The organism is Actinomadura kijaniata NBRC 14229 (genome assembly GCF_001552175.1).
Taxonomy (GTDB): Bacteria; Actinomycetota; Actinomycetes; order Streptosporangiales; family Streptosporangiaceae; genus Spirillospora; species Spirillospora kijaniata.
Genome location: NZ_BCQR01000132.1, coordinates 1 through 18,310, shown reverse-complemented (window position 1 = coordinate 18,310; position 18,310 = coordinate 1). Strand labels below are relative to the sequence as shown.

The window sequence follows — 18,310 nt, the reverse complement described above, 5'->3', positions numbered from 1 at the left end:
GGCCTCGGACCACCATGATCAGGCCATGACCGGGAGTACTCCGGCCACCGCATCACGCCCTGAATTGGATTTGACGGCTGCCCGTTACTCACTGTTGCGACGATTTGCGGCGAAGCCGGGGCATCATGGCATCTCCTCCCGAGTGAGGACGGCGCACCCGGCCGTGCGGGCACAAGCGTGCGACGGGCCGGAGCGCCGAGGCGGCAGGTCCCGCAGCCCCCCTGGACGGAGTGCCATGCAAGCTGGAGAACCAAGCCCCCCGCGCCCGGCCCGTCCCGCGCCCCGGGCAGGAGCCACCCCGCAGCACGCCCTCGCCCAGCCCGCCATCCCGCAACCCAAGCCCACCATCCGCAACGTCGCCGAACGCGCCGGGGTCTCCAAGTCGCTGGTCTCCCTGGTCATGCGAGGCTCCCCGCATGTCAGCGAACGCCGCCGCCAGGCGGTGCTCCAGGCCGCGCGCGAACTCGGCTACCGGCCCAACGCCGTCGCCCGCAGCCTGGTCGAGGGCCGCACCCGCCTGATCGGGGCGATCGTCGCGGACCTGCACAACCCCTACTTCGCCGAGTTCCTGGACGGCCTCCAGGAGTCGCTGCACGGGGCCGGGCTGCGGATGCTGGTCGGCAGCGGCCGCTGGGACCCGATGTTCGAGGCCGAGGCGGTCGAGGCGTTCCTGGAGATGCGGGTGGACGGCCTCGTGCTGCTGAGCGTCGTGCCCGACTCCCTGAAGGAGGCGGTCGCCAGCGTCCCGGTGGTGGTCGTCGGCGAACGCGACGTGCAGGACGTCGACATCGTCGTGGACGACGACGAGCTCGGCGGCGGCCTGGCCGTCGACCACCTGGTGTCGCTGGGGCACCGGCGGATCGCGCACATCGAGGGCGCGCGGTCCACCACCGCCCGCTACCGCCGCGCCGGGTACGAGAAGGCCATGGAACGGCACGGCCTCGCCGCCGAGGTCCTGGTCGAGGCGGGCGACTTCACCGAGGAGGGCGGCTACCGGGCGGCGGGCGCGCTGCTGCGCCGCGACCCCCGCCCCACCGCGATCTTCGCGCCGAACGACCTGGCCGCCACCGGCGCGCTGTCGGCGGCCGACGAGCGGGGCCTGCGGGTGCCGCAGGACGTGTCGATCGTCGGGTACGACAACACGCACCTGGCGGCGATCCGCCACATCTCGCTGACCAGCGTGGACCAGCCGCGCCGGGAGATGGGGCGGGCGGCGGCCGAGCTGCTGACCGCGCGGATCGGCGATCCGGCGCGCCCGGCCCGGCAGAACCTCGTGGTCCCGCACCTGGTGGTCCGCTCCAGCACCGGCCCCGTCCCCGCGTAGGGGCGGCGGCAGGTCGATCAACTCCCCGAACGGGTGTCGGACGGGTAAGGGGCTGGCCAAGCCTGCCGCAATCATCGCGCGGCCGGGCGGTCGCGGCGGGTTAATGGACTCACCGTTCGGCGGGTCGGGGGAACCCCGTCCGGCGTGGCCTCGGGGGAGACCGTGCCCGGGCCGGGGACTCCGCCGAGTGGACACGGGAAGGATCATGTTCACCCAGGGGGGTCAGTCCGTGCGTGATCCGGAATTGGTGTCGTGCGCGCAGCGCGCGGCGAGTGAGTTGGAGCGCGCGTGGGCCGAGTGGCGCCACGCGCGGGGACTGGCCGAGCAGGTCTCCGAGTCCGTCGCCAGCTACGTGGCCCACTCGATCGACCATCCGTGGGGACGGCCCCGCGTGGTGCTGGGCCTGGACGCGGACGAGGCGCGCGCCCTGGCGGCGCTGCTCGGCCGGGAGGACCCGCTCCGCTGAGGCGGGAGGGGAACGAGGGGACGGCCGTGACCGTGCGACCGCAAGGGGAGCGTGCGGTCGCGGCCGTCCGGGTTCCGGGACGGGCCCTTCCCGCGGCCTGTTTCGCGAAGTCCGTTTGACGAACCCCGGTGGGTGTGCAGACTGGCAAGGTCGATAACGAACTTGTCACGAAAGGAACGGGCCTGTGCGCAACCACCGCCGCCGCGTCCCACTGACCGTGGGTCTGGCGTTCGCCGCCCTGGGCGCGTTGACCGCCTGCGGAGGCGGCCCGTTCGACCAGGGCGACGATCCGCAGGGCAAGTCGGCCCAGCCGCCCCGCGCCACCGGCCGGTCCGCGCCGGCCGCCGGGACCGGCGACGCGCCGGACCGCGACGACGGGGCGCTGCGGGGCAGGACGATCGTGCTGGACCCCGGCCACAACGGCGGCAACGCCCGCAACCCCGCCGCCATCAACCGGCAGGTCGACATCGGCAACGGCCGCAAGGAGTGCGACACCACCGGCACCGAGACGAAGGCCGGGTATCCCGAGCACGCCTTCACCTGGGACGTCTCCAAGCGGCTGGAGAGGCTGCTGAAGGAGCGGGGCGCGAAGGTCGTCCTGACCCGTCCCGACGACACCGGCGTGGGGCCCTGCATCAACGAGCGCGCCGAGATCGGCAACCGCGCCGGAGCCGACGCCGCGCTGTCCATCCACGCCGACGGCGCGTCCGCGTCCTCGCACGGGTTCCACATCATCGAGCCGGTCGCGGTGAAGGGCTTCAACGCCAAGGCGGTGCCCGCGTCGCAGCGGCTCGGGCGGGCCATCCGCGACGGCTACCGCGAGGGCACCGGGGTCCCCTACTCCAACTACCGGGGCACCGAGGCGCTCGACCCGCGCGACGATCTCGGCGGGCTGAACCTGTCGCGCGTCCCGAAGGTGTTCATCGAGTGCGGCAACATGAAGCACGCCGGTGACGCCGCCAAGCTGTCCAGCGCCCCGTTCCGCCAGAAGATCGCCGAGTCGCTGCTGGACGGGTTGCGGCGCTACTTCTCCTGACGACCCCGCTTCTCCCGGCGACACACGACCGGTGACCGGCCCGGCCGGACCGGCGGAGGCGGCAGGATTGGCGGGTGTCCGATCATGTTGACGTTCTGAGCCGGGTCCGCGCCGCGTTCGAGGGGGCGGGCTACACCGTCGAGGGGGTGCGCGGGCTGCTCGGCCCGGTCGCGGGCGGGGCGCTGGCCCGCGACGAGGTCGTGCCAGCCCTGCGCGCGACCGGCGGCGGGTCGCCGCTGGAGACCCTGACCCGGCTGTTCTGGATCCAGGTCCCGGTGCCGGCGGCCGCGTTGCGGGAGGTCGCGCCGGACCTGGTGGCGGCGGGCCTCGCCGCGGAGTCGGGCGGCGAGCTGCGGGCGCTGCTGCACGTGGAGCCGCTGGAGTCGGTCACCGGGACGGGCCACGTCGGTTACGCCGTCTCGGACCTGAAGGCCCGGCCCGGCGCGGCCACCCCGCTGCGGCCCGACCACGTCGTCGGCGCCGGCGGCGCGTCGGGGAGCCTGGCGCGGCTGGTTGTCCACAGGCCTGTGGACAACGTTCTCGACGTCGGGACGGGCTGCGGCGTGCAGGCGCTGCACCTCGCCGACCCGGCCGTCCGCCCCCGCCCGGCGGCCATCACCGCCACCGACGTGAACCCGCGCGCGCTGCGGCTCGCGGCGCTGAGCTTCGCCCTGTCCGGGCTCGACGGCGCGGAACTGCTCGAGGGCTCCCTCCTGGAGCCGGTCCGGGGCCGCCGCTTCGACCTGATCGTGTCGAACCCTCCGTTCGTGGTGGCTCCGTCCGGTGACTCCCGGTACGTGTACCGCGAGTCGGGGATGCCGGGCGACGAGTTCTGCCGCCGGATGGTCGTCGAGGCCCCTCGGATGCTCACTGACCAGGGGCATTGCCAGCTTCTCGCCAACTGGCTGCACACCCGCGACACGCCGTGGGAGGAGCGCGTCGGGGCCTGGGCGGAGGAGTCCGGCTGCGAGGCGTGGATCGTGCAGCGCGACGTCCAGGACCCCGCCGAGTACGCCGAGCTGTGGCTACGGGACTCGGTCGAGACGGGCACCCCGGAGTACCTGCGCCGTTACGATGAGTGGCTGGAGCTGTTCGAGGAGCAGGGCGTCACGGGCGTCGGATTCGGCTGGATCACCCTCCGCCGGACGGGCGCCGCGAACCCCGCGATCCGCGTCGAGGAGCTGCGGCACGGCGTCGACCAGCCGGTCGGCGCGTATGTGGATCACGTGCTCGACGGGCTGGCCGCCGCCGGGGAGTTTTCCACAGCCTGTGCACAGGGGGACGCGTTCGGCACGGCGCTGCTGCGCGTCGCCGCCGGGATCGTCCAGGAACAGGTCGGCGCGCCCGGCGCGGAGGACCCCGAACGCATCCTGCTGCGCCAGACCGGACGGCTCCGGCGCGTCGCGGGCGTGCACACGGTCGAGGCCGCGCTCGCCGGGGTGCTGGACGGCACCCTGCCGCCCGCCCCGCTGCTGGCGGCGATCGCCCAGCTGATGGAGCTGGACGAGGACCAGGTCCGCGCGCACGCCGCCGCGGTCCTGCCCGAACTGGTCGCCGACGGCTTCTTCGAGGTCATCGCGGGCTGACGACGTGCGCCATCGCCCGGCCCAGCGCGGCCCGCCGGGCGATCAGCACCGAGAACCCGACGGCCAGGTACACCGCCGACAGCACCAGCCGCGCGTGCTGGTCGGGCAGGACGAACTGCACCGCGAACAGCCCGAACAGCACCGCGGCCTCCCAGCGCCGGAAGTACAGGTCGATCAGGAACGCCAGCCCCAGCACGGTCTGCGCGGCGGTCAGCAGCACCTCCTCGGTCTGCCGGCCGTCCAGCGGCAGCGACCACGCGCCGCCGCCGATCCGGTAGGCCAGGGGCAGCGTCCCGATCAGCAGCGTCCACTGGTTGACCTTGCTGGACAGCAGCGCGCCGATTGCGTCGGAGTCGCGCAGCCGCCAGGCGAACACCACCGCCACGATCAGCTCCGGGGCCTCCGACGCCAGCGGCGCGAGCCACTGCACCAGCAGGAACTCGTCGACCCCGAGCGCCGCCCCGGCCTCCACCAGCGACTCGGCGAACGGCTCGGCCGCCGCGAACACCACCAGCGCGCCCAGCGCGAACCCGCCCCAGGTCACGGCCCGCCGCCGCGCGGCCGGCAGCCGCACCAGCTCCGCGGCGACCCCGACCAGCTCCTCCACGCCCTCCCCGTGCAGCCGGGAGATCCGCACGATGTAGAGCACGTAGAGGCCGATCAGGAGGATCGAGACGTACCAGCCGATCTCGTTGGTCAGCGCGGGCACGAACGCCACCACGGCCGCCAGCGCCAGGAACCCCAGCTCGATCCGGTGGTCGCGCCCGAGCCGCACGTCCCGCCGCTCCACCGGGGCGCCGTCCCGCGCGCGCCGCCGCGTCCCCAGCGTGAACGCCAGCACGACCAGCGCCCACCCGACGCCGACCAGCAGCCGGTTCGCGCCGGTCATGTTGGCGGCGGCGTAGGCGGCGTACTCGGGCCGGGACCCGGCGCGGTAGGCGTAGTAGAGGTCGACCGCGTACTCGGGCAGCACCGCGATCAACGCCAGCAGCGCCAGCGCCAGCGCCCCCGACATGTCGGCCCGCGCCGTCTCGGCGGCCCACATGAGGATCACCGCGGCCGCGCACACGCCCGCCCCGAAGACCAGCATCGCGGCGACCGGCGCGAGGTGCGCCCCGGCCAGCCGCAGCACGACGGCGGGCGCGGCCACGACCAGCGCCGCGGCCACCCGGGTCGCCACCGTTCTCCGAGAGAGCGCCATAAGGGGCAGATCCCGCCGCGCGCCCCAACCGACACCCGCCGAAACGCAAAGATCACCAGCCCCGGCGCCCCGGAGGGCTCAGCCGCGCGCCTCCTCCAGCGTCCGGAACGCGCTGCCGCGCAGCCGCCGCGCCAGGTCCCGCTGCACCCGGTGCGCCCACAGCGGCCCGCCGTAGATCATCCCCGTGTAGCCCTGCACGAGCGTGGCCCCGGCGCGGACGCGCTCCCACACGTCGTCGGCGGTCTCGACGCCGCCGACGGAGACCAGCACGAGCCGGTCCCCGGCGCGCGCCCGCAGCCGCCGCAGGACCTCCAGCGACCGGTCCCGCAACGGCGCGCCCGACAGCCCCCCGGTCTCCTTGACCAGCTCGGCGGGGCTGCGCAGGCCCTCGCGGGCGATCGTGGTGTTGGTGGCGATGATGCCGTCGAGGCCCAGCTCCAGGGCGAGGTCGGCGACGGCGTCGACGTCCTCGTCGGCCAGGTCCGGAGCGATCTTCACCAGCAGCGGCACCCGGCGCGGCGACACGCGGTCGGCGGCCTCCCGCACCGCCGCCAGCAGCGGCCGCAGGTGCTCCACGGCCTGGAGGTTCCGCAGGCCGGGGGTGTTGGGGGAGGAGACGTTCACCACCAGGTAGTCGGCGTGGCGGGCCAGCCGCTCGGTGCTCAGCACGTAGTCGCCGACGGCCTCCTGCTCGGGCACGACCTTGGTCTTGCCGATGTTGACGCCGACGATCACGCCGGACCCGCGCCGCTCCAGCCGCCGCGCGGCGTCCGCCGACCCGGAGTTGTTGAAGCCCATCCGGTTGATGACGGCCCGGTCGGCCCGCAGCCGGAACAGCCGGGGTTTCGGATTGCCCGGCTGGGGCTGCCCGGTCAGCGTCCCGATCTCGACGTGCCCGAACCCGAACGCGCCCAGCGTCTCGAACGCCACCGCGTCCTTGTCGAACCCGGCGGCCAGCCCGAGCGGCCCGGGGAACTCCAGCCCGAACGCCCGCACCCGCAGCGCCGGGTCGCGGGGCAGCAGCGCCCGCCGTAGCGCGGGCGCGGCCCCCGGGACGGCCTGCACCAGCCGCAGCCCGCGCATCGTCCAGTGGTGCGCGGTCTCCGCCGAGACCCGCGAAATGACCAGGGAGAACAGAAGTCGATACATCAACGCCGAGTATCCCAGACGCCCCCGCCGGAAAACCGGTTGAGCCCCGTCGGGCGGCCACCTACCGTGAGCGGCATGTTGATCCACGCTCTGGCCGCCTGCGGGTGGCCGCTGCCGCAGCGCATCCACCGCGACCGCACCGGCCCGGGCCCGGCCGGAGCGTGATCGCCATCTGACGTCCGCTCCCACGGGCCGGGCCGGAGACGCCGAGATCCGAGACCCACCCGACATGAGGGAGCCCATCGTGGCCAGGAAGCACAACGGACTGCTGGGCGTCGGCGGCCAGCGCAAGAAGATCTCGCGCCGGGAGCTGCGCGGCGGCGGAGCCCGGCCGGGCAACGCCGCCGACCAGCAGGAGGCCAGGCGCGAACTCCTGCGGAGGATGCGGGAGCGCACCGCCCGCGACGAGCGGAAGTCCTGATCCACCCGACACCGAAGGCCCGGCTCCGCGACCACGGCCGGGCCTTCGGCCTGTCCGGACGGGAGAGGCCGACCGTCGCGGCGCCCGCCGGGGCCCGTCAGGCCCGGCCGAACATCTGCCGGAGCTGGGCGCGCACCTCGCGGCCGGTGTCGCGGGCGACGCCGCCGCACCAGCGCAGCGGCTCGCGGACCAGGACGCGCCACGTCGCCGCGGTCCCGCGCCACACCGGGCGCAGCACCGCGTCCCGGACCCAGCGGCCCGGGGCCACCAGCAGCGTCCGCCACATCCAGCGCAGCCCGCGGCCCACGATCCGCCACGCCCACGCGACGCCCAGCCACAGCGGGCGCAGCAGGTAGCGCCACACCGCCGTCGCGGGCAGCACGAGCAGCACCCTGGCCAGCCAGTACAGCACCGTGCCCGTGATCCGCCACGACCAGGCGAGGGCGGCGGCGAACGCGTGCCAGCAGACCGCCAGGAACCGGCCGGTGGCCCGGCCCATCCGGCCCAGCCCCCGGAACAGCGGGGCGAGCGCGTACCGCCACAGCGCCGTCGCGGGCACGACGACCAAGACGTTCAGCAGCCAGTCGGCGGCGGCGGCGATGATCCGCCCGGCCCCGCCGAGCAGCCATCCGATCCCCGTCAGGAGCGCGGCCAGCGGCCGGACCAGCACGGCGTTCAGCACGCGGCCGAGCGGGACGAGGAGGTTCCGCCAGATCCAGCGGCCCAGCCTGCCCGAGCCCCGCCCGAACAGCCTCAGCGCGCCCCACAGCACGGTGACGAACAGCCACCGCAGCGGAACGACCACCGTCCGGTCCCACACCCAGGCGATCCCGCGCCCGCACCAGGACAGCCCCGCCCACACGCCCCGGCCGAGCCACGCGAGGAACCCCCCGACCGGACGCAGCGCACGGGCGTGGAGCCAGCGTCCGGCCCGCGCCAGCAGCCGTCCCGCCAGCCGACCCAGCCACAGCGGCGAGCGCACGACCGCCCGCAGCGCCTCCCAGACCAGCCGGACCGGCACGACCACCAGCAGCGCCACGACGCGCGCCGGGACCATCACCCAGGGGGAACCGCTCGGCCGGGCGGGTTCCGCGCGCGGCCCCGAGGGCTTCTCCAGGGTCACCGGAGCCCGCTCCCGCACCGTCACGTTCCGCCTCCCGTCGCCGCGTCCGTGCCCTGTGAGACGCCCGGCCGGTCGTGGAGGTTCCGCCGGGGACGCGTTGAACCCGCCGCGCCGCGAGCCCCGTACTGCCCGTCGATCCGAGAGAGCGGTGCGGCCGCTCCCCCTCGATCGACGAACCGACACGGAGGAGACGACATGCACATCCCACGTTGGGCGATCCCCGCGGCGGCCGCCCTGACCGCGACCGGGGTGCTGGTCACCGCCTGCGGGCAGCAACAGGACACCGGACGGCAGACCAATACCTCGGCCGGGCTCAAGCAGGACCCGGCCGCCCCGCGGCAGGACGCGGGCGCCGAGCCCGTCGCGGCGACGACCGCGCTGGAGGTGGCGAGCGTCGGCAAGCTCGGGAAGGTCGTCACCGACGGCGAGGGCCGCACCCTCTACCGCTTCGACAAGGACACCGCCCGCCCGTCCGCCTCCTCCTGCGAGGACGCGTGCGCCAAGGCGTGGCCGCCGGTGATGGTCGGCAAGGCGGAGCCGAAGGTCGACGGCGTCGACCAGAACCTGGTCGGCAAGGTCAAGCGCCCCGACGGGCAGTGGCAGGTGACGCTCGGCGGCTGGCCGCTGTACCGCTACGCCAAGGACGCCAGCCCCGGCGACGTCAAGGGGCAGGGCGTGAACGGCACCTGGTTCGCCGCCGCCCCCAACGGCAAGAAGGCCGCCGCCAAGAAGGCGGAGCAGCGGAACGAGGGCGGCGGCGAGCAGCGCCAGGGTGACGAGCGGCAGCAGGGCGGCGAGCAGGGCGGCAACGGCGGCTGGGCCGGCTGGACCACCATCAAGGTCCGCCGGGACCCCCGGCTCGGCATGATCGTGACGGACGGCAAGGGCCGCACGATGTACCGCTTCGACAAGGACCGGCCGCGCGTGAGCAACTGCTTCGGCGACTGCCGCGCCAAGTGGCCGATCGTCCGCTTCAACGGCTTCAAGAAGCTCAAGGTCGAGGGCGTGGACCGCAGCCTGGTGAGCTTCATCGAGCGCAAGGACGGCAAGCCCGGCGAGTGCCAGCTGCTCATCAACGGCTGGCCCATGTACTACTTCGCCAAGGACGCCGAGGCGGGCGACACCAAGGGCCAGGCCGTCCAGAACGTCTGGTGGGTCGTCTCCCCGCAGGGCAAGAAGATCACCACGGCCCCCGGCGGCCAGGGCGGGGGCGACGGCTACGGGGGCTACTGACCGGCCCTCTCTCCCGAGCGGCGTGCCGCCCCTCCCCGTCCCGCGACGGGCGGCACGCCGCTCCCGCCTTTTCGGTCACCCCTTGATCATGTTTCGGGCGTGACGGTTGTGACAGATGGGTTTCTTCTTTCGCACCGTGCACAAAACGTGTCTCGACAGCCCAAAGGACCGATGTTCTGATGGAGATCGGTCCCGCCACGCATGCGGCCCGGAGCAGACCGTACCCGCAGGTGGTGGGAGGTTTCGGGAGGGCCCATGGTCGAGGGAGCGAGGAAGGGCGGGCGGCGCGGACCCGCCTGGCGGGCGGCCCGTGCCACGGCGGCACTGGCCCTGCTGGCCAGCGGACTGGCGGCGTGCGGCGGAAGCGGCGGCGTCCCCACGCTGACCTGGTACACCAACCCCGACTCCGGCGGGCAGGCCAAGCTCGCGGCCAAGTGCACCCAGGCGGCGGGCGGCAGGTACCGCATCCAGACCTCGGTGCTGCCCAACGACGCCACCCAGCAGCGCGAGCAGCTCGTCCGGCGGCTGGCCGCCAAGGACTCCGGCCTCGACATCATGAGCCTGGACCCGGTGTTCGTCGCCGAGGCCGCCAACGCCGGCTTCCTGCGTCCGTTCGGCGAGCAGGAGAAGGGCCAGTTCGTCCAGGACGTCTTCCAGCCCGCCGTCGAGAACTCCACCTGGGAGGGCAGGCTCTACGCCGCCCCGTTCTGGGCCAACACGCAGCTCCTCTGGTACCGCAAGTCCGCCGTGCGGAAGGCGGGCGTCGACCCGGACGCCCCCGACTTCACCTGGGACAAGATGATCGACGCCGCCGTCCGCTCGGGCGTCACCGTCGGCGCGCAGGGCAACAAGTACGAGGGCTACATGGTGTGGGTCAACGCCCTGGTCGCCTCGGCGGGCGGACGCATCATCAGCAGCGCCGAGAAGGGCGACGACGCCACCATCGAGATCGACTCTCCGGCGGGCCGGGAGGCGGCGCGCGTCATCGGCAAGCTCGCCCGGTCCCGGGCGGCCAGCCCGTCGCTGTCCACCGACATCGAGGAGCAGGCGCGCTCGCTGTTCAACGCCCCCAACGGCGGCTTCATGGTCAACTGGGGCTACATCTGGCGGGCCGAGAACGGCGACGCCAAGGACGGCGTGATCGACAAGAGCATCCCCGCCGACATCGGCTGGGCCCGCTACCCGAGGGTCCGCGCCGACCAGCCCAGCAAGCCCCCCTTCGGTGGGATCGAGCTGGGGATCGGCGCGTTCAGCAAGCACCCGGACCTCGCGGTGGACGCGGTCAAGTGCATCACCTCCACCGAGAACATGAAGTTCTACATGATCGACTCGGGGAACCCGGCGGCCCGCCGCGCCGTCTACGACGACCCCGAGATCAACAAAGAGTTCCCGATGGCCAAGCTGATCCGCGAGTCCATCGACGCGGCCGCCCCCCGGCCCATCACCCCCTACTACGGCGACGTGTCGGGCGCGATCCAGAGCCGCTGGCATCCGCCCGCCTCGGTGAACCCCGAGACCACGCCGCGCCGTTCCGCCGACTTCGTGCGCCAGGTCCTGCGCGACCAGGCGCTGCTGTGAGGGCAGGTGCACCATGAGCGTCGGACTCGAAACCGCCCCCGCGCCCCGCGCCCGTACCGGACGGGCCAAGGTCACCGACCGGACGAAGGCCGAGCGCCGGCTCGGGCTGCTGCTGTCGGCCCCCGCCGTGATCGTCATGCTGCTGGTGACGGGCTACCCGCTGTTCAACGCGGTGTACCTGTCGCTGTTCAGCTACCGGCTCACCGCCCCCGACGACCGCCGCTTCGTCGGCCTCGGCAACTACGCCACCGCGCTGTCGGACGGCCTGTTCTGGCAGAACGTCTTCACCACCTTCCTCATCACCCTGATCACCGTCGCGGTCGAGCTGGTGATCGGGTTCGCGCTGGCGATGGTGATGCACCGAGCGATCTTCGCCCGCCGCACCCTGCGCACCTCGATCCTGCTGCCCTACGGCATCGTCACCGTCATCTCGGCGTTCGCCTGGCGGTACGCGTTCGACCTGCAGTCGGGGTTCGTCAACCCCTGGTTCGGCCTCGGCGACTTCGCCTGGTTCTCCGACCGCTGGGCCGCGCTGTTCGTGATCATCCTGTCGGAGATCTGGAAGACCACGCCGTTCATCGCGCTGCTGCTGCTGGCCGGGCTGGCGCAGGTGCCGCGCGACCTCACCGAGGCCGCCACCGTGGACGGCGCGACCGCCTGGCAGCGGCTGTGGCGGGTCATCCTGCCCAACATGAAGGCCGCGATCATGGTGGCGGTGCTGTTCCGCACCCTGGACGCCTGGCGGCTGTTCGACAACGTCTTCGTCATGACGCGCGGCCAGGAGGACACGGCCACGCTGTCGTTCCTGACCTACCAGCAGACCATCACCCGGACCGCGATCGGTCTGGGCAACGCCGTCGGGGTGCTGCTGTTCCTGTCCGTGGTGATCATCGCCGCGATCTTCATCAAGGGGTTCCGGGTGGACCTGTCCCAGGTGAGGGGTGACCGCTGATGCGCGAGTCGGGCCGTTCCCGGGTGCTGTGGATCATCGCCACGGCCCTGATCCTGATCTGGACGGTCTTCCCGATCCTGTGGATCGTGATGCTGTCCTTCAAGCAGCCGGGCGAGATCGGCAACGCCCCCAAGTTCCTCCCCCGGGACTGGACGTGGGAGAACTACCGCACGGTCTTCTCCACGGACCTGTTCACCTCGGCACTGATCAACTCGATCGGCATCTCGCTGATCGCCACGTTCGTCGGGGTGGTGTTCGCGACCCTGGTCGCCTACGCCATCGCCCGCCTCGACTTCCCCGGCAAGAAGATCATCCTGTCGTTCGCGCTGGCCATCGCGATGTTCCCGGTGGTGTCGCTGGTCGGCCCGCTGTTCAACCTGTGGCGCGACATCGGCCTGTACGACACCTGGCCGGGCCTGATCATCCCCTACATCTCGTTCGCGCTGCCGCTGGCGATCTGGACCCTGTCGGCGTTCTTCCGGGAGATCCCCTGGGAGATGGAGCAGGCCGCGCAGGTGGACGGGGCGACGACCTGGCAGGCGTTCCGCAAGGTGATCGTTCCGCTGGCGGCGCCCGGCGTGTTCACCGCCGCGATCCTGACGTTCTTCTTCTGCTGGAACGACTTCGTGTTCGGGATCTCGCTGACCTCCACCGGCAACGCCCGGCCGGTCCCGGCCGCGCTGGCGTTCTTCACCGGGGAGTCGCAGTTCGAGCAGCCCACCACCGCGATCTGCGCTGCCGCCGTGGTGGTGACGATCCCCGTCGTGGTCATCGTGCTGCTGTTCCAGCGCCGCATCGTGGCCGGGCTGACGTCCGGCGCCGTCAAGGGATAAAGGGGAGCCGGCATGGCCGCCATCACCATGAAGAACATCGTCAAGGAGTACGGCGACGGCTTCAAGGCCGTGCGGGACGTGTCCCTGGACGTCCAGGACGGCGAGTTCATGATCCTGGTCGGGCCGTCCGGGTGCGGCAAGTCGACCCTGCTCCGCATGATCGTCGGGCTGGAGGACATCACCTCCGGCGAGATGCGCATCGGCGACCGCGTCGTCAACCAGGTCGCGCCGCGCGAGCGCAACCTGTCGATGGTGTTCCAGAACTACGCGCTGTACCCGCACCTGACGGTGTACGAGAACATCGCGTTCCCGCTGCGCCTGGCCAAGAAGCCGAACGAGGAGATCGACCGCCGCGTGCGCGAGACCGCCGAGGTGCTGGAGCTGACCGAGCACCTGGACCGCAAGCCCGCCAACCTGTCGGGCGGCCAGCGGCAGCGCGTCGCGATGGGCCGGGCGATCGTGCGGCAGGCCGACGCGTTCCTGTTCGACGAGCCGCTGTCGAACCTGGACGCCAAGCTGCGCGGCCAGATGCGCACCGAGATCTCCCGGTTGCAGCGCCGGCTCGGCGTCACCACCGTCTACGTCACCCACGACCAGACCGAGGCGATGACCCTCGGCGACCGCGTGGCGGTGCTGCGCAAGGGCGTGCTCCAGCAGGTCGGCAGCCCGCGCGAGCTGTACGAGCAGCCCGTCAACCTGTTCGTGGCCGGGTTCATCGGGTCTCCGTCGATGAACTTCCTGCCGGCGTCGTTCGACGGCACCCACCTGGACACCCCGCTCGGCCGCGTCCCGCTGGACGACCCGCGCAAGGCCGAGGCCGTCGGGGACCGGCAGGTCGTGCTGGTGGGCATCCGGCCGGAGGACTTCGAGGACGCCGAGCTGGTCTCGGCCGAGAAGCGGCAGCGCGGCGCGACCGTCCGGGTGCGGGTGGACGTGACCGAGTGGCTCGGCAACGAGCAGTACGCCTACGTCCCCTACGAGGCCCCCGCGGACCTGGCCGGCCAGCTGCGCGACCTGTCCCGCGAGCTGGACAGCGACCAGCTGCGCACCCAGGCCGTGGTCGCGCTCGACGCGTCCAGCCTCATCACGGCCGGGGACGAGGCCGAGCTGTGGATCGACACCGGCAAGCTCCACATCTTCGACCCGGCGACCGGCGAGAACCTCACCCGCGACGAGGAGCGCGTCGCCGCCCTCGGCCGCCACGCCGACCGGGCGCGCGAGGCGCAGCGCCGCGCCCAGCAGGACGGCAACGGCAACGGCCGGCCCGAGGCGAAGGCCGGCGAGTCCCCCTCCGGATGATGCATTTCGTGTTCACCCCGCCGGGGGAGGCGGCGGCCGGGCTGCTGGACCTCCCCTGGCGGGAACCCCTGGCGGAGTGGACCCCCGCCACGACCGGAGACCGCCTGGTGGAGATCCGGCAGCGCGGCCTGTCCCGGCACGTGGTGCGGTTCGTGTCCGAGGGCGGCGAGGTCTACGCGCTCAAGGAGCTCGCCGACCGCCTCGCCCGCCGCGAGTACCGGCTGCTGCGCCGCCTGCGCGAGCTCGGCGTCCCGGCCGTCGAGGTGACCGGCGCGGTCGTGGACCGGCCCGGCGACCTGGACGCGATCCTGGTCACCCGGTTCCTGGACTACTCCACCTCCTACCGGGCGCTGTTCGCGCGCCCGCGCGGCGGCCAGCCGACCGACCGGCTGCTGGACGCGCTGGTCGAGCTGCTGGTCCGGCTGCACCTGGCGGGCTTCATGTGGGGCGACTGCTCGCTGTCGAACGTGCTGTTCCGCATGGACGCGGGCGCGTTCTCCGCCTACCTGGTGGACGCCGAGACCGCCGAGCTGCACCCCTCCCTGAGCGAGGGGCAGCGCCACTACGACGTGGACCTGGCCCGCGAGCGCATCGCGGGCGAGCTGTTCGACCTGATGGCCGCCGGAACGCTGCCGCCGGAGGTGGACCCGGTCGCGGTCGCCGACGACACCGTCCGCCGCTACGCCGCGCTGTGGGACGAGCTGACCCGCGAGGAGACCATCCGCCCCGAGGAGCAGCGCTACCGCATCGCCGAACGGCTCCGCCGCATCAACGCCCTCGGCTTCGACGTGGACGAGGTCGAGCTGGTCGCCACCGACGAGGGCGACGGCGGCAGCCGCCTGCGCGTCCGGACCCGTGTCGCCGAGCCCGGCCACCACCGCCGCATCCTGTTCGCCCGCACCGGCCTCCAGGCGGAGGAGAACCAGGCGCGCCGCCTCCTCAACGACATCGCCTCCTACCGGGGCTGGCTGGAGCAGGAGACCGGGCACCCCGTCCCCGAGGTCGTCGCCGCCAACAGGTGGCTCGCCGAGGTCTACGAGCCGGTCGTCCGGTCGATCCCCGAGGAGCTGCGCGGCCGGCTGGACGAGGTGGAGCTGTTCCACGAGGTGCTGGAGCACCGCTGGTTCCTGTCGGAGAAGACCGGCCGCGACGTCGGCACCACCGAGGCGGCGCGCGACTACTGCCGCTCCGTCCTGCCCACGGTCCCCGAGGACCTGATCGAACCCTGACCCGGCGTTGGGGGGATCACAGCAGGCCACGAGGTTGAGCGGGGACCTTCCGGGCACTTTCCCGATCATGGGGACCATTGCTGAGCAGTTCATCCAGGTGTTGCGCCACGCGGGGGTCGAGCGCGTCTACGGGGTGGTGGGCGACAGCCTCAACCCGGTCGTGGACGCCGTGCGCCGCACCGACGGCATCGAGTGGGTCCACGTCCGGCACGAGGAGGCGGGCGCGTTCGCCGCCGCCGCCGAGGCGCAGACGACCGGACGCCTGGCGGTCTGCGCGGGAAGCTGCGGGCCCGGCAACACCCACCTGATCAACGGTCTGTACGACGCGCACCGCTCCGGCGCGCCCGTGCTGGCGCTGGCCTCGCACATCCCCAGCGCGGAGATCGGCACCGGTTACTTCCAGGAGACCCACCCCCAGAAGATCTTCGAGGAGTGCAGCTCCTACTGCGAGATGATCAGCAATGCCGGGCAGATGCCCCGGCTGCTGGAGCACGCGATCCAGACCTCGCTCGGCGGGGGCGGCGTGTCGGTGCTGGTCCTGCCCGGCGACGTCGCCCAGCTCGACGCCGGGCCCACCCGCCGCACCGTCCTGCCGGGCGGGCCGGGCGTCGTCCGGCCGCCCGAGCACCAGGTCGCGGCGCTCGCCGAACGCCTCGACGCGGCCGAGAAGGTCATGCTGTTCGCCGGGGCGGGGGTGCGCGGCGCCCACGCCGAGGTCATGGAGCTGGCCGGCAGGGTGCTGTCGCCGATCGGCCACTCCCTGCGCGGCAAGGAGTGGATCCAGTACGACAACCCCTACGACGTCGGCATGAGCGGCCTGCTCGGCTACGGCGCCTGCTACAAGGCCATGCACGAGGCCGACCTGGTGGTCCTGCTGGGCACGGACTTCCCCTACGAGGACTTCCTCCCCGGCCGGAACACCGTGCAGATCGACCACGACGCCACCCGCCTGGGCCGCCGCACCCCGCTGGACCTGGCGGTGCACGGCGACGTCCGCGAGACGCTGCGGATGGTCCTGCCGAGGATCCGGCAGAAGGGGGACCCCGCGTTCCTGGACGCCATGCTGAGGGAGCACGCCCGGCTCCTGGAGAAGGTCGTGGGCGCCTACACGCACGACATCGCCCGGCACGTCCCGATCCATCCCGAGTACGTCGCCGCCGTCCTGGACGACCTCGCCGCCGACGACGCGGTGTTCACCGTGGACACCGGCATGTGCAACGTGTGGGCCGCCCGCTACCTCACCCCCAACGGCCGCCGCCGCGTGCTCGGCTCGTTCCGGCACGGCTCCATGGCCAACGCCCTGCCGCACGCCATCGGCGCGCAGCTCGCCGACCGCGACCGGCAGGTGGTCTCCCTGTCCGGCGACGGCGGCCTCGGCATGCTGATGGGCGAGCTGCTGACGGTGAAGCTGCACGACCTGCCCGTCAAGACGGTCGTGTTCAACAACTCCTCGCTCGGCATGGTCAAGCTGGAGATGATGGTCGACGGGCTGCCGTCCCACGAGACCGACCACGAGCAGGTGGACTACGCCGCCATCGCGCAGGCGTGCGGCATCCCCGCGGCGCGCGTCGAGAAGCCCGCCGAGGTCCGCGACGCGCTGACCACCGCGCTGGACTCGCGCGGCCCGTTCCTGCTGGACGTCGTCACCGACCCCGACGCGCTGTCCATCCCGCCGCACATCACCGCCGGGCAGGTCCGCGGGTTCGCGCTGGCGGCGGGCAGGACGGTGCTGAACGGCGGCGTCGGCAAGATGCTCGACATGGCCCGCAGCAACCTGCGCAACGTGCCCCGCCCGTAGGGCGCGGCGCCGCGCCGCCGGCTAGGGCCTGTTTCAAAGTGGGCCTCAGCCACGCACGCGAGCGCGTTACCTGACCTGCGGGCCCGACGCCGAAGGCAAGGGCCCGCAGGTCAGATCGCGAAGCGATGCCGCGCTCGCCAAGGCCTGGTAAGGCGCGAGCCCCTGGGGCGAGCGCCGTGGGCCAGGGCTTTGAAACACGGCCTAGGGCAGGACGACCTCGAACCACAGGTGCGTGGCCCGGGGCGACTGCTCCAGCCCCCACTCGGCGGCCAGGGCGTCGATGACGGAGAGCCCCCGCCCGTGGTCGCCGCGGCGCCGCAGGTCGGCGTCCACCCCGGCGGGGCCGTCGTCACGGATCTCCACCCGCAGGCGGCGGCCGTCCCCCGCCACCACCACGACGGTGACCCGGATGAGGCCGGTCCCGTGCAGCACCGCGTTGGCGATCGCCTCGGCGGCCATCAACTCCACGTCGTCCAGCAGGTCGGGATCGGCGACCACCTCGGCCGCGCGCTCCCGCACGGTCCGGCGGGCGGCCTGCCCCGCCCGCCGGTCCCGGGCCAGCGTGAGGGGTTCCCCGAGCCGCTGCATCGCCGCGGTCATGCCGGGGCCCTCCCACCGGGCAGGCCGCGGTCGGGAACGAGGTCGGTCAAGCGGAGAGTCACGAGATCACCACACAGAGAGAGCTGATGCGCAACGCAATCATTCACTGACATTCGGTGATGGGGCAACGCACTGAGAACATTGATCTTGACCTTTTGTGGACCATGCGGTGGCGGCCCGGCCGCCGGAGGCCCGGAAAATCCGGGGGAACGGGCTCCGGGCGGCCGCCCGGCGATCTACCGGCAGCGTGCACAGACGGGGGAAAGCACTGCGCCCGCTTGGCGTTCCGCAGCCCGGCAGCCCACCCGGCGGCGGTTACATTCGGTGATCGATGTGATCGCTGGGTGGCCGTCTCCCACCTCAGGCGGAGACGGTTCGGTGAGGTGGTCGATCGATGGGGTACGGCACGACGCTCGTGCGGGAACGCCCCCGGCCGCCCGCGGCCCCGCCGGGCCGCGCCGCCGCGCCGGGGCACGCGGCCC

The 18,310-nt window shown here is 73.0% G+C and carries 16 protein-coding genes; 12 read left to right on the top strand and 4 right to left on the bottom strand.

Features of this window, described 5'->3' with window-relative positions:
• Positions 1 to 235 precede the first annotated feature (235 nt).
• From AKI01S_RS34105 to AKI01S_RS34090, 4 genes are all read left to right on the top strand, one after another.
• Complete coding sequence (locus AKI01S_RS34105; RefSeq protein WP_084000527.1) at positions 236 to 1,324, top strand: LacI family DNA-binding transcriptional regulator; 1,089 nt, start codon at positions 236 to 238, stop codon at positions 1,322 to 1,324.
• A gap of 229 nt (positions 1,325 to 1,553) precedes the next feature.
• Positions 1,554 to 1,790: a hypothetical protein gene (locus AKI01S_RS34100; protein WP_067827200.1), complete on the top strand. Its 237-nt coding sequence runs from the start codon at positions 1,554 to 1,556 to the stop codon at positions 1,788 to 1,790.
• Positions 1,791 to 1,974: 184 nt separating this feature from the next.
• Entirely contained in the window at positions 1,975 to 2,826 is an 852-nt protein-coding gene (locus tag AKI01S_RS34095; RefSeq protein ID WP_245681899.1) for an N-acetylmuramoyl-L-alanine amidase, read from the top strand.
• A 74-nt stretch (positions 2,827 to 2,900) separates the two neighbouring features.
• On the top strand, positions 2,901 to 4,412 hold the full coding sequence (locus AKI01S_RS34090; RefSeq protein ID WP_067827149.1) for a DUF7059 domain-containing protein: 1,512 nt from the start codon (positions 2,901 to 2,903) through the stop codon (positions 4,410 to 4,412).
• Here the strand turns inward: AKI01S_RS34090 and AKI01S_RS34085 are convergent.
• Complete coding sequence (locus AKI01S_RS34085) at positions 4,399 to 5,592, bottom strand: calcium:cation antiporter family protein (protein ID WP_245681898.1); 1,194 nt, start codon at positions 5,590 to 5,592, stop codon at positions 4,399 to 4,401. The two genes, AKI01S_RS34090 and AKI01S_RS34085, sit on opposite strands and share 14 nt — an antisense overlap.
• Positions 5,593 to 5,691: 99 nt before the next feature.
• Positions 5,692 to 6,762, bottom strand: a complete 1,071-nt coding sequence (locus tag AKI01S_RS34080; protein WP_067827143.1) for a quinone-dependent dihydroorotate dehydrogenase — start codon at positions 6,760 to 6,762, stop codon at positions 5,692 to 5,694.
• 244 nt (positions 6,763 to 7,006) lie between these two features.
• Between AKI01S_RS34080 and AKI01S_RS51990 the strand changes: the two genes are divergently transcribed.
• On the top strand, positions 7,007 to 7,183 hold the full coding sequence (locus AKI01S_RS51990) for a DUF6243 family protein (protein WP_169814063.1): 177 nt from the start codon (positions 7,007 to 7,009) through the stop codon (positions 7,181 to 7,183).
• A gap of 97 nt (positions 7,184 to 7,280) precedes the next feature.
• On the opposite strand, the gene AKI01S_RS34075 is transcribed toward AKI01S_RS51990, so the two are convergent.
• Positions 7,281 to 8,330 (bottom strand): hypothetical protein, encoded by a 1,050-nt coding sequence (locus tag AKI01S_RS34075; protein WP_157420351.1) that lies wholly within the window; start codon positions 8,328 to 8,330, stop codon positions 7,281 to 7,283.
• A gap of 171 nt (positions 8,331 to 8,501) precedes the next feature.
• Between AKI01S_RS34075 and AKI01S_RS34070 the strand changes: the two genes are divergently transcribed.
• The 7 genes from AKI01S_RS34070 (at position 8,502) to AKI01S_RS34040 (ending at position 17,228) form a co-directional block, all read left to right on the top strand.
• Entirely contained in the window at positions 8,502 to 9,539 is a 1,038-nt protein-coding gene (locus AKI01S_RS34070) for a hypothetical protein (RefSeq protein WP_067827138.1), read from the top strand.
• A 255-nt stretch (positions 9,540 to 9,794) separates the two neighbouring features.
• A complete protein-coding gene (locus AKI01S_RS34065) occupies positions 9,795 to 11,117 on the top strand; it encodes an extracellular solute-binding protein (RefSeq protein ID WP_084000526.1) in 1,323 nt (440 codons plus the stop codon).
• A 13-nt stretch (positions 11,118 to 11,130) separates the two neighbouring features.
• Positions 11,131 to 12,069, top strand: a complete 939-nt coding sequence (locus AKI01S_RS34060) for a carbohydrate ABC transporter permease (protein WP_067827134.1) — start codon at positions 11,131 to 11,133, stop codon at positions 12,067 to 12,069.
• Positions 12,069 to 12,902: a carbohydrate ABC transporter permease gene (locus AKI01S_RS34055; RefSeq protein ID WP_067827131.1), complete on the top strand. Its 834-nt coding sequence runs from the start codon at positions 12,069 to 12,071 to the stop codon at positions 12,900 to 12,902. The genes AKI01S_RS34060 and AKI01S_RS34055 overlap by 1 nt, the downstream gene beginning before the upstream one ends.
• A gap of 12 nt (positions 12,903 to 12,914) precedes the next feature.
• Positions 12,915 to 14,201, top strand: coding sequence for an ABC transporter ATP-binding protein (locus tag AKI01S_RS34050; RefSeq protein ID WP_067827128.1), 1,287 nt, complete (start codon positions 12,915 to 12,917; stop codon positions 14,199 to 14,201).
• An 8-nt stretch (positions 14,202 to 14,209) separates the two neighbouring features.
• A complete protein-coding gene (locus tag AKI01S_RS34045) occupies positions 14,210 to 15,430 on the top strand; it encodes a DUF4032 domain-containing protein (RefSeq protein ID WP_218009924.1) in 1,221 nt (406 codons plus the stop codon).
• A 67-nt stretch (positions 15,431 to 15,497) separates the two neighbouring features.
• The gene (locus tag AKI01S_RS34040; RefSeq protein WP_067827123.1) at positions 15,498 to 17,228 is read left to right on the top strand and encodes a pyruvate dehydrogenase; all 1,731 of its coding nucleotides are present in this window, start codon (positions 15,498 to 15,500) and stop codon (positions 17,226 to 17,228) included.
• Between the two features lie 201 nt (positions 17,229 to 17,429).
• On the opposite strand, the gene AKI01S_RS34035 is transcribed toward AKI01S_RS34040, so the two are convergent.
• Positions 17,430 to 17,828 (bottom strand): ATP-binding protein, encoded by a 399-nt coding sequence (locus AKI01S_RS34035; protein WP_245681897.1) that lies wholly within the window; start codon positions 17,826 to 17,828, stop codon positions 17,430 to 17,432.
• Positions 17,829 to 18,310: the final 482 nt, after the last annotated feature.

Excerpts from the sequence above, each read along its gene's own strand:
- AKI01S_RS34070 (WP_067827138.1), top strand. The coding sequence starts at position 8,502 with ATGCACATCCCACGTTGGGCGATCCCCGCGGCGGCCGCCCTGACCGCG.
- AKI01S_RS34040 (WP_067827123.1), top strand. The coding sequence starts at position 15,498 with ATGGGGACCATTGCTGAGCAGTTCATCCAGGTGTTGCGCCACGCGGGG.
- AKI01S_RS34055 (WP_067827131.1), top strand. The coding sequence starts at position 12,069 with ATGCGCGAGTCGGGCCGTTCCCGGGTGCTGTGGATCATCGCCACGGCC.
- AKI01S_RS34080 (WP_067827143.1), bottom strand. The coding sequence starts at position 6,762 with ATGTATCGACTTCTGTTCTCCCTGGTCATTTCGCGGGTCTCGGCGGAG.
- AKI01S_RS34065 (WP_084000526.1), top strand. The coding sequence starts at position 9,795 with ATGGTCGAGGGAGCGAGGAAGGGCGGGCGGCGCGGACCCGCCTGGCGG.
- AKI01S_RS34105 (WP_084000527.1), top strand. The coding sequence starts at position 236 with ATGCAAGCTGGAGAACCAAGCCCCCCGCGCCCGGCCCGTCCCGCGCCC.
- AKI01S_RS34050 (WP_067827128.1), top strand. The coding sequence starts at position 12,915 with ATGGCCGCCATCACCATGAAGAACATCGTCAAGGAGTACGGCGACGGC.
- AKI01S_RS34060 (WP_067827134.1), top strand. The coding sequence starts at position 11,131 with ATGAGCGTCGGACTCGAAACCGCCCCCGCGCCCCGCGCCCGTACCGGA.
- AKI01S_RS34035 (WP_245681897.1), bottom strand. The coding sequence starts at position 17,828 with ATGACCGCGGCGATGCAGCGGCTCGGGGAACCCCTCACGCTGGCCCGG.